Raw genomic sequence first — 12,123 nt, 5'->3', positions numbered from 1 at the left:
GTTGGCCACGTGCAGGGCATCGCCGATCACGCTGATATCGGTAACGTTGCTCAGCGCCAGGGCACGACCATCGACGGTGGCGGAGGTGAGACGGCGCACCACGCTCGGGCGCAGCGGGTCGGCAATGCTGACCACCACCACGCCTTCCTTGCCGGCGTTAATCAACAGCAGGCCCTGATGGGCGACCACTTTCTCGGCCACGGTGCCGTTGGGCAGCGGCAGGCTGTAGCGAATGTCGCGGTCCTTGCCAGGCGGCTGCTCGGTGAGCATGTCCGGGTCACGGGTTTCGCGGTCGTACACCAGCAGCACGCTACGGCTTTCGTATTCGGTATCCAGGTAGGGGAAATCGTAGCCACGGGCGGTGACGTAGAGCTGTTTCTCGGCCAGAGCCATGGCGCTCGGTTGCAGGTCCTGCGGCAGGTTGTAATACCCCAGGCCATGACGCGGCGCGGCTTCGGCGATCTTCGCCGGGTCGTATTTGACCAGGCTGATCCAGCCCGGCGCGTAGTAGTGCTGCAACTGCTCGAGGTTGAGAAGACTGCCCGGGGCCGGGCCTCTCAACTCGCCACGGCCAAGCACGTAGAGCATATGCAGTTCGCTGTCGGCGGCGAGGTCGACGATATTGCCCGGGGGCAGCTTCAGCGGGTCCGGCACATAGCTGGTGAGTCGGCCATCGGCGAGGGTTTTCAGGCGCGCGTCGATTTCCTCGATGGTCATCGGCGGTTCGGTTTCCAGGCTACGGTCGAGCTGCAGGCGGCCATAGAACAGGGCATTGCGTTGTACGTAGTGGCGACCAAGATCGTCGGCCAGTTCGATATCGATAAAGCCGCGATAACCGCCACCTTCATCGTCACGCAGGTCCGGTACCAGCAGGCTCATCCGCTCGGCGCTGTACAGGCGCAGATCATCGGAGCCGACCTTGAAGGTCTTCGCCGTCGCCGGTTCACCGCTCTTGTAAGCAGTGAGGGTCATACCGGCGTGGAAGCCTTTACCCACCAGATCGACGCGGTCGTTCTTGCCGGTCTGGGCCACGCGTACCACAGCAGGCGTGAGGTGGGAAATGCTCAGCTCATCGACGAACACGAAGCCACCGAGCACGGTGTCGCTCAGGCCGGCAGCGGTGGTGACGGTGACCGCAGCAGGGCCTGGATAATTCGGTACGGTTTTCGCGTAGATCGTGACGATACCGGTATCCGGATCAGCCACGCGGCTTTCCACTACCAGCGGTTCCCCCCCCACAGACAGGCGTGGCTGTTCGCCGAAGTGGGTGCCGCGCACCACCACCTGGGTACCGCCACGTACGTCACCGACGTTCACGCAACCATGGCGCTCGGCGCTTTCTCGGGTACAGATGCTGATGATGTCGGGGTAAAGCGCATCGGCCGAAGCGGTGCTGAAACTGAACACGTAGTCGGAAGCCAGCACCTGACCGGTTACGGGTTTCAGGCCCTGCTTCAGGCGGACGTAATAACGCTGACGCGGTAGCAGGTTCTGGCCGTCTTTACGCACCAGTTGAATACGTCGCTTGGTGGTATCGGTACCACGAGCAGCGAAGGACAGCTCGAACTGCGCGGTGACATCGCGACCAATCTGCGCATCACCCTCCAGTACCTGCACGTAATCGCTGAGCAGCGTATCGCTCGGCAAAACGGCCGAGAGCTCGATAAGGATCTGCGAAAGCTGGGTGCTGACATCGGTCTCGCCCACTTGCGGGCTGTGCTGCAGCACGGTCAGCGCCGGCAGATCGATGCGACCGATGCCACCTCTGCCGGCCGCCACCTGAATGGCTCCACGGGCCAGGGTCAGGCCGCGCACGCCGAAGTCATCCAGAGTAGCGTTGCGCTGCACCATTACCGGGACGCTGGCATCCACACCACTCTGGCCGACGCGCGCCAGGTCGAGGATCTGCACCAGGCTTTGCGACGGTTTGTCTTCCTGATCGGAAAGCAGTTGGGTGACATAGGCCAGGTTGCCGGATACATGCACGTCGTAGAGACCGTCTGGGGTCTGATCCGGACGATGCGGTGCGATCTCCACCACCTGCGCAACACGTGGCTGATCCGGTTCGCTGATGTCGATTCGGCTCAAACGCGCACTGTCGCCGCTGCCAGCCATGTCGGTCACGTACAGCTGGTTGCCCACCAGATTAAGACGGTTGGCAACACCCAATGTGTCGACCCTCGCCACGATGGGCATGGCCGGAGTGCTCAGATCGGCAACTACCACCCCCTCTTCCGAGGCGGCGATATAGGCGTAATGGCCACGCACTTTTACATCGCGGGCGAAGCCGTTGGGTTTGATGTAGCCGACGTGGTAAGGCGCGGTCATGTTGGTAACGTCGATGACCTGCACGCCGCCGTTGCCGTTGGCGACCAGGGCCAGATTGCCGCTGCGGGTCAGACCGTAGACATCCGGGTAGGGCATGTCCACACGGCCCAGCAGCAGGTACGGCAGACCGAATTGGCCATCACCATTTTTCTGTCCGAACAGCAACAGCTCACCGGCGTTGTTATCCAGGTACAGGGCGCCGGTGCCTTCGCTTGGGGTATCGCCGCCGTGCCAGTCTTGCTTGATTTCCGAGGTCAGCTGATCGGCGAAGCTGCAGTTGCCCAAGTCCGACAGGCAGCTGCCGCCGGTCATGCCGGACTTGCCTGCCAGGACGATGTTCTCGTCGGTGACTAACTCCCCGATGCTGCCGCTGAAGATTTCCGCCGCGCCGTTGAGCAGTGGCGAATAGGCGAAGAAATCACCGTTGCCGTTGCTCTGCGCTTCGTCCACAGCGTCGAGAATGAAGATACCGGTGCGAGCCGGGGCATTACCGGCCAGGGCTTCGGTTCTGCTCAGCAGGCCCAGGCCCTGTTCGATGCGCAGCGGGTCGATGGTCGACCAGGCTGCGATCATCGCGCCGGAACGGTCCAGAGCGCGGTATTGGTCGACTGCGGTGTAGTGCACTTTCTTCGCCGACACCTGGTCGCCGTTCTGCGGGGCGATAAAGCGCCGCTCGCTGATCGGCCAACCCATTTCGTGGTAGGTGTCGCGGGTGACGGTGTGGTTCGGCGTGACCACTTTGGTCAGCACATGCAGGCGCTCGTTGCGCAGGCCGGTCCGGCGCAGCACATCGCCCTGGCTGAAGTCGGCCCAGTAGATGAAGTAATGCTTGTCCGGATCGCTCACCGGTGTGGTATCGCCACTGGCGCGCTGGTCATCGCGGAACAGTTTCAACGGGTACTGGTCAGCGACCTTCCATTCGCCGTTTTCGTTCTGATACTCGCGGCTCCAGAGCATGCTGACATCGGAAATGGCACCGCCCATGTCTTCGATGGATACCACTGCGCGCAGGCTTTCGCCCATGGTCAGCACATCTTTATCAATCGGGTAGAGCACGCCCAGGCGTGGAATCACCGTATCTTCCAGCTTGCCGACACGTACGATCTGCGACTCGCCAGCCTGGCCAAGTACATCATAGGCGATGGCTTGTACGGTAAAGCCCTGCACCCCGGCAGGTGCGGCGATCAGTGCCCGATAGACATGATCCTGAGCATGGCTGCCGACCTGCTGACCATAGCTTTGCTCGGTGCTGGTCACCGGAACGCCGTTGATATAGAAGGTCACGCGGTCGATGCCTTCCGGGCCGAGGTCATCGAAGGCTTCGACGAACACTTCCACGTCTTCGCCGTCGATCACTACCGCGTTGTCATTGTCCGGCTTGACGATACGGGCATTGGGCGCCTTGTCAGCCTTGATCCTGATGCTGCCCGGCAGATCGACGAAGGTCGACTCATAGCCGTCGAGGTCACGAGCCTTGGCGCGCAGGCGCAATACCTGGTCGACACGGCCGGTGGGCACCTTGAAATGGAATTGATACGGCGCCGCGGAATCCTCACCGAGAGCCTGGTATTTCGGCTCGGAACCCACGGGGCCGATGGCGTAATACAGCGCTGCGGCGTCCACACCCACTTCAGCGTCGCTGGCCTGTACCTGCACGACGATACCGCGGCCTTCGGTCAATTCGGTGACGTCGCCCATGGCGAAGCCGCGTGCATCCAACAGCTTGATGGCGTTGACTTCTGGAGCCTGATTACGCAGCAGGTTGACCGGGACCTTCTCCATGGTCTCGTTGCCACTCGGGTCGCGAGCGATGATGCGCAACTGCAGTGGCAGGGATTCAGGGAGGCTGTCGGTGCGCCCCAGATAATCGGCGATGCTACCCAGGGGCAGGCTGCCTATATAAGGCGCACTGAGCAGCAGGCGATCGACCACCCGTTCAGTGTCATCGAAGGTGCCGTCGGCATTACGGTCAGCATACAGGCCCAGGCTTATCGAGCCGACACGTACGTTGTCGGTCACTTCCAGCTGGTAGGGCAGGTTGCGTTTCTCCGCCACGCTGGCGCCAGTGGCAAGCGGCAGCTTCACCGTCAGTTGTGGTGCCTTGTCGTCTTTGAGCACTCGGACTTTCACCGGCTTGGCAGTGCTGACACTGCGGCCCTTGCCGTCAGCACGTCGCTCGAGAGTGCTGGCAGTCAGGTTGAGGTCGGTGCCGGCCTGGCCATACGGCACTTCCACCAGGAATTCGTAGGGGAAGACCATATCGGTAAGGCTGCGGTCGCCGCCTTTATAGCCGGCAATGTTCAGCACCACGCGGTCGACACCCACGTCGTCCACGGCATTGACTTCTACAAGCAGCAACTGCCCCTCGGTGGTCTCGCTGCCGTCTTTCGGAGTAGCGATGATCACACTCGGCAGTTGGTCGCGGATGATTTCCACGTCCAGGCTTTCTTCGGCGCGGTGCGCATCCAGATCACCATGGGCAACGCCATAGGTGTCTACCGCTTCGATGCTCAAGTTGATGCGGTTGGCCGCCGGATTGGTGCTATCGAAAGCAGGCACCGGCACCATGTAGTTGTACGGCGAGGTGCGCAAACGCTGGATATAAGGGGTCTGCCCATTGCCATAGGTGGCGATTAGAGTGACGTACTCGATGCCTACATCATCGAAGGCCTTGACGTTCACATACAGTGGGTTGCCTTCCACAACCTTGGCGCCCGATGCAGGCTCGGCTACGTCCAGCGTCGGACGCTCATCCGCGCGCACCGGATACCCCACTTCCCAGGCCTGGCTGTTGGCAGCGTCGAAGGCCTCGACACGCACCAGCACATCGACCCGTTTGATCTCGTTGGTGGTCAAACCAAAACTTTTCAGAATGGTTGCCAGACGCTCCACATGGAGCAACTGACTGTATTCAGGCGTATCGATGTTCAGAGTGGTAATCGGCTCGTAGTCGTCGGCCGGGATCCCGTCGATGCTGCGTACCAGAGCGAAGTTCTGTTTGACGTAAGTGCCATCGTTCTTCAGCACGCCATAAGCGCGGGACAGTGTCAGACGGTTCACCTTGACGTTGTCATAGCCCTGGAAAGCGACGGTGAAGTCACTGTCTTCCGGGGCGCCGAAACCGATTGCCGGGCGCTTGATCGCCGCTTCTGGCTTGATCAGGTCTGCCATTACCTTGATCTGCCGCTCGAACAGACCTACAGCGCCGTCGGAGTCTTCGATCTGCGCAGTGAGGTTCAGCGTCTCGTTATGACGGATCAGGCCTTGCGGCACCTCCAGCACGAACGTGCGCTGCAAGGCATAGGGACTGTTGCGGCGGCCAAAATCATCGGCAATGCCAGCATCGTAGTTGGCATGCAGGCTGTCGTGAATGCTGGCGAACGCTGCATCGACCACCAGATCTCCGCCAGCGGCAATGTTGCTGGCGGTGGAAACCAGCGGCAATGGCACACCGTTGGCGAACACTTTCAACCGCGAATCGGTGAGCAGACGGTCATCGGCAGCCACCAGCCCAACACGGATGCGGAAGGTACCGGCAACGATTTCCTGGTCTTCAGCCGGAGCAGTAATGCGAACTTCCGGCACCACGTTGGTCAGCGGGTGAACCAGGAAAGTCCTCTCACTGAGATTGCCATACGTATCGGTCAGCTCGAGTCGATACTCGGTCGGCTCGGTCTGGTCGAACAGAACCTCGGTCTTGTCTGTCGCCACCAGCGGAGGCGCTGCCGGGCAATTGACCTGGAAGCCACGCTCATGAACAACTGCCGCCACACTGCCATCGCGCTTCAGGCGCACGATGCGATAGGTAGCCAGGCCGGCATCATCACGAAGAACCGTGTCGAGGCGGAAACGCTCGTTGATGCGCACCCAGAACTCGCCATAGTTGATACGTGCAGGGTCTGTCAGCGCTTTCTGGTAGCTGCCGTTGACCCAGTAGGTATTGAAACCTGAGAAGGTCAGTTGCGGTTTTTCGTTCGCCTGAAGCGGATAGATCAAGCTGTGCTCACTGCTGCGACCGCTGAAATCTTCGGCGATCAGGGTCAGCTCCAGCTCACCACTGGAGAAGCCTCTGGGCACGGAGTACGGCACTTGCCAGGTGGTCTGCCCATAGCTGACGCCAAGGTCGTGTACCACACGGCTGCGGTTTTCAAGCAGCCGTAGGCTTTTGAGAGCAAGACTGTCGTCACTGAAGCCCAGTTTCAGGTCCAGCTGCTGCATAGGGATCGCCACTGTCCCGGCCACCGGGCTGATCAGGCGTGAGGTCGGTGCCTGCTCGTCGAGAATCAACGGCTGTTGCAGCAAAGCGCTCAGGGTTTGCTCGCCGCGCTCGTGAGCGAAGCGATCGGTGGCGTGGCCAAGCAGGGTGACGTTAGTGCCCTGAGCTTCCACTGGGACCGGCATCAGAGTGGCGAAGCTCTGATCGTTCCGGCTCTGCGAGCCACTGCGTCCCAGTTGCAGGAAGGCGGTTTGCGCGGGCGCACCGATACCGTCCTGCAGCAGCAGGTTGATCGCGTAGCGACCCGGTACGCGCGTACCACTGGCGGCGCCAACATCGGCCGCTCCCGATTCCTGCAGGGTGAACTGCAGCTCGCGGATGAACGCCGGAACACCGCTACGCGGGCGTAGCACCAGACGCGTGACGTCTCCATTGACCAGGCTAGTGAAATCGATCAGCCCGTTGGGCGCCTGCACCTCACGCAGCGTCGGGCGAACCTCACAGAGGTTGCGCGAGAAGGTTTCCAGCTCCCACACACTGCTCGTGTCGCCGACTTTCAGCGTTTTCGGAGCATTGGACTCTTCGTCGCCCTGCAGGGTCAGACGGCCAGCGGCTATATTGAGGAAGGGTTTTTCGTTGTAGAGCAGCGCGCCCTGCCAATCCCCGGCTTCCGGGTAGGCAAAGGCGATCTGGGCAATGTTGCGCTGCATCGTGGCGGATTTCAGGGTGAGCCCCTTGGCCGCCCGTGAGGTGGTCAGCTCACGCAGGGAGCTGAGCATCAGCAGATGTTCGACGGTACTGTTGTCGTAGTCGTCGGTCACTTGCAGACTGCCACGCAAAGGCTGGCCACGCTCCTGCTGGGCCGATGGCGCGCTGTCACGCCAAGCCAGTTTCGGTGGCTGATCGGCCTGAATCAGTATGCGCCGGGTCTGCAGGCTCTGGTTACCGAGCAGGTCGGTGGCCGTGACGGTGAGCGTCAGGGCGATAGGTTCGGCTTGCGGCCGGTAACGCTCGATATCGATCAGCGTTTGCCGGCCGATGGCCGGCACGTTCACTTCCGCATCACCGAGGCCTGAGGCCTGGGCCAAGACTTCGTTGCGGCCAAGGTCATCGAGCAGACGCACTTCATAAGAAGCGATGGCGGTGTCGTCCTTGAGGTTGACCTGCAGATGGGTTTGCTGGCGATCGAACAAACGCTCGCCCGGCTGCTGAATATTGATCTGCGGGCCGGTTTCATCGGCCAGAACCTTGACGTTGATCGGTGCAGAACGGGTTTCATTGATACCGCGGTCGCGAGCACGCAACACCAGTTGCAGCACCTTGCCGGCATAACGTCGGCCAAGCTCCGGAGTCAGGCGCAGACGTGCATCGAAATCGGCGTAGAAGCGCTGACCGACCAGAACCGCGCCCAAAGTCCCAGGGTTCGGCACCTTTACGGTTTCGACACGGTCCATACGGCTGAACAGCGTCCAGCCAACGACATGCTCTTCACCGCTTTGCGGGTCGATGAACACCGCGTCGATCGCATCAACCCACTGATTGTCGCCGGCACTGCCCTGCAGTTCGAAGCTGGCTCCCGGCGACAGGCTGAAATCACCGGCCGGCTTGTTCAGTTGCAGGGTAGGCGCCTCGCTGTCATCGATGATTTCCAGATCGAAAAGCACCTCGGTCACTTGGCCTGCGCTGTCAGTGGCGCGGGCGCCTATAACGGTGTCTGCCCCCGCCTTGTTGGGTACGCGCAGAGCCGCACCGACATAACCACCTGCAGATTTGTCCAGGTCTGCACCGCTCACGCTTTTCAGCAGTTGAGTCTGGCCACCGCTACGCTGGAAGAACTCCAGCCTGGCAACCTTGCGGTCATCGGTAGCCAGCACTTGCGCGGTAAAGGCTTCACCCTCGTACAAGCGCGCGCCCGGAGCGGGGGCACGAACGCTGACCACGGGAGGCAAGTCCTTGCTCAACGGGAAGCGCCACAACGTCGGCTCGGCATCGTTACCGTACTGATCCTTGCCTCGCAGCTCGATCACCAGCTCCTCGCCTTCGCTCGGCACGACCAGTTCGAACTGGTCGTCGAAGCTGGCAACCTGCTGCTTCTCAGCAAGCACACGGCTATGCAGGGTTTTAGCGCCGCTGACAGCACGCAGGCTGACCAGTTTGGTGTCATCCACACCACGTAGTTTCACCGTCACGGTGTTGCCGGCATACAGCGGCGCGCCCTGCACTGGCGAGGTCACCGCCAGGCGCGGGCCAAGGGTGTCGGCCAGTACCTTCACAGCCAGCTCTTTGCTGTCACCGGTCTGGCCACCATCGTCCACCGCCGCAACCTTCAGGCGTAACTCGCGCGGCTGATTACCCAGTCCAAGTGGCTTGAGATCGATACTCAGACGGTTGACGGTCTCCGGCCCCGGCGTGAGCCCCGCAGCCTGGTCGACACGTTTCTGCCACAGCGGCGCGCTGCCATTGGCGGCCCAGAGGCTGGCCTCCAGGGCATGCACGGCGCGGTCATCGCGGGCCACTACGTCAACGCTCAGGGTGTCCTGGCTGTACAGGCTGCCCTGAGTGGGACTGAGCGCGCGAACCTCGGGTTTGCTGTCATCGCCCACACCGATCAGCACTTTCAGTTCGCTGTCGTTGCCAGTGGCATCGGTGGCCACGGCGCGGATGGGGTAACGGTCGTAGCGCACACCGTCGAGGTGCTTGAAGGCCGGCGCAGCGACGACCTTGATAACCGAGTAGGCCTTCAGCGCGCCGGGGATCTGCTGCACGGTGAGGTCGCCGTCGACACTGCTCAGGCGATCATTCGGATTGCCGGTAAGGTAGAAGCCGACACCCGCCTGCTTGGCAACGCCGTAAAGCTCCAGGCGCTCGACACCAACGTTGTCATAGCCGGTGAGCTTGAGCACAAAGGTGCTCTGCTCCACCACCGGAGCAAGATCCTCACCGGCGTCGCTGACGCTGATGGCCGGCGAGGCCAGATTGAGCACTGGATCGTCTTCGTCTTTGCCCAGGGTCACGTTCACCGCAGGGCTGCGGGCAGTCTGGTTGGCACTGTCCGTAGCGATGGCGTGCAAAACAAGCGGCGTTTCGCTCTCCACACCCGGCGGAGCCTGATAGACCACACTGAACGGCGCACGCAGGTCGCTGCCCACCAGTTTGTCATTGACGTAGAAATCCACCTGACGCAACCCGAGGTCGTCGGTTGCGTTGGCGCGAAACTCTACCGGCTGACCAGAAACCAGATGAGCACCTTCCACCGGGTAGCTCAGCGACACAGTAGGCGCCTGATCACCTTTGACCGGAAGCAGCAGCGGTTCGGACAGGTTGCTCTGCTGATGCAGATCCACCGCCTGGGCACGTAGCTCAAGGGTGCGCCCCAGCCATTCGGCCTTGATCGGAAGCTGGAAGGTGTGACTCGTGCTACGCAGACCGAAAGCGTTGCCGTCATAGTTATCCGTCACATGACGGAATGAACCGACTTCAGTGCCATTCACCTGAAGGAAGACATCGGTGCCACCCTCCAGAGTGTCATCGCTGACTTCCACGGTCACGGCCATGCTCTGGCCGACGGTGGCGATGCTGCCAACTGCGGGCTGGGTGATGCGTGCGATGGGCTTCTGATTCTCCAGCACCCGCAGCAGGCGCGCTGGGGCATCGGCGACACCGCCATTAGCGGAATGTACGCGAGCGGAAAGGCCCAGGCTGGTTTCACGCACAGATATTTCCGGCACCTGCAGAGTGGCCTGCCAGATTTCGAATAGCTGTTTCTTGCCAGGATCACTTTGCAGCGGCCTTTGCTCGAAAGCCGGGAAAGAGGTTTCACCGACTTTGCGACCGTCGAAGAAGTACTCCACCAGACTGATACCGCTTTGATACTCCACATCCGGCAGCACGCCGAGGTTGACCGCGATAACCGCCCTCACCGGGCTGTTTTCGATCACACGCTGTGCGTCGATGGGGTTTTCGAAGATAAAGGTCGGTACCTGCGGACTGCTCTTGGCCACCACCTTTACCGGGCGCTCGGCAGTACTCTGACTTTTGCCAGTGCCGTCGAACGCCACCGCACGCAGACGCAGGATACGACCTTCCAGCTCCTGCTCGACAGGCAGACTGAGGCTGTAGGGTGGCGCCAGCCGGCGGCCCACCAGGTTGTCGTCGAGCCAGAACTCGACACTTTTCACCGCCACGTCATCACTGGCAGTGGCATTGAGCTCCAGCACGGCACCCACCGCGACGCTGGCTTCGGGCTCCAGCTCAACGGAGGGTACGGCGTCTTCTGCAGCCACTGGCAGATCAACGCCGATTTCCGGGTAACGCTGCAGACGCGCATGCAGGGTCAACGGGCTGGTAGCAGGGATCTGCGCGCGAGCTAGCAGTTGACTCTGCTCATTGCGCTCCAGGACACCCTCGCTACCGGCAGGCAACTGCAGCTCCACCGCAAGACTGTCAGCGAGTGGCGATTCGCTGCCGTCATCAAACACCGCGATCAGCGATGGCAACGTCTGGAAGCCATTCAGGCGTGGCAATACCAGTGCCTGGCCGGCGACTTGCCCCTCATAACGAAGGGCCGTCAGCCGGCGGCTGAAGTCGACGTTCACCGGCAGGCTGATTTCGGCCAGACCTGGATAGCTCACATATATGAAAACTGCCTGGCCATTGGTTTCTTCGAGAGGATAAACGACCCCTTCAGCGCTGACCCAAACCTTGCTGGTATCGCCTGAGCGATAGCTGACGCCGCTACCAAGGCCGGCCAGGGGCGTGATACCGCGGAACTCGAAATCCACCTCAGGCACCAGCCTGGCGGACTGCAATGCATCGCTGAACAGCAAGCGGTCGGGGTGCACGCTGATGGAGCGTGCAGCCTCATCGACGTTATCGCCGATGAAACGGATATCGGAATAGCTGTTCTGGTTGCCGGATGCGTCCACTGCCACGGCCTGGACCATCACCAGGGCATTGCGCGCCACTTCATCGGCAGACAATGCTTGGTCGAGGCGCTGGCGCAGAGTGAACGAACGCTGGCCATCAGTACGTGGAAACACTCGCACGCCCTGGGGCATACGCAAGAAAGCAGTGGCTTCGGCACGACTGACCACACCACCAGCAGCGCGCAGATCGGAAGCACGCAGGCCGGTAAGGGTAAAGCTGACATAACTGAGGTCGACGTCATCACCCGCATCGAAGCTGGCTAGCAGGAACTGCCCACCCTCACCGGATTCGATCGCTAACTGGGTCAGCTCGAGCTGCGGCGCTACGCGCTCCTGCTGGAAGGTTTCGCTGTAGTCTTTCTGGGTGCCGTCGGCAAACTTCAATTGCACCGCTGGCTGCAACGCGCTGGCGCCATCGATGCGGAAGGTGAAAGAGCAACTGTTGGGGGCGTCGCTGTCGCGCGCGGCGTCGATAGGCAACAGACGTTGCGAGGTAGGGATGATGGTGACTTCTGCAAGCTGCCGACAATCGGTAACCGCCAGCACATAGTCGCTGGCGCTTCCGGTGGAGCCGAGGGCGCTAGCGGCACGAATATCGAATTCTGCATCCGCGAACGCGTCCGATGCGGCCAGCACGAAGAGCGCGGCAAGCAT

The 12,123-nt window shown here is 61.4% G+C and carries 1 protein-coding gene (cut by a window edge); it reads right to left on the bottom strand.

Annotation, left to right across the window (positions count from 1 at the left end; genetic code table 11):
- Positions 1-12,123, bottom strand: partial view of an Ig-like domain-containing protein gene (locus ACT9T4_RS21435; RefSeq protein ID WP_499118840.1) — the 5' portion only. The gene continues 30,603 nt to the left of window position 1, outside the view; the window shows 12,123 of its 42,726 coding nt (coding positions 1-12,123); its start codon is at positions 12,121-12,123; the stop codon falls past the left edge of the window.

The organism is Pseudomonas sp. SZ40, from assembly GCF_052958135.1.
Note: the sequence above shows the minus strand (reverse complement) of the source record. Positions and strands in the feature narration are given on the sequence as shown.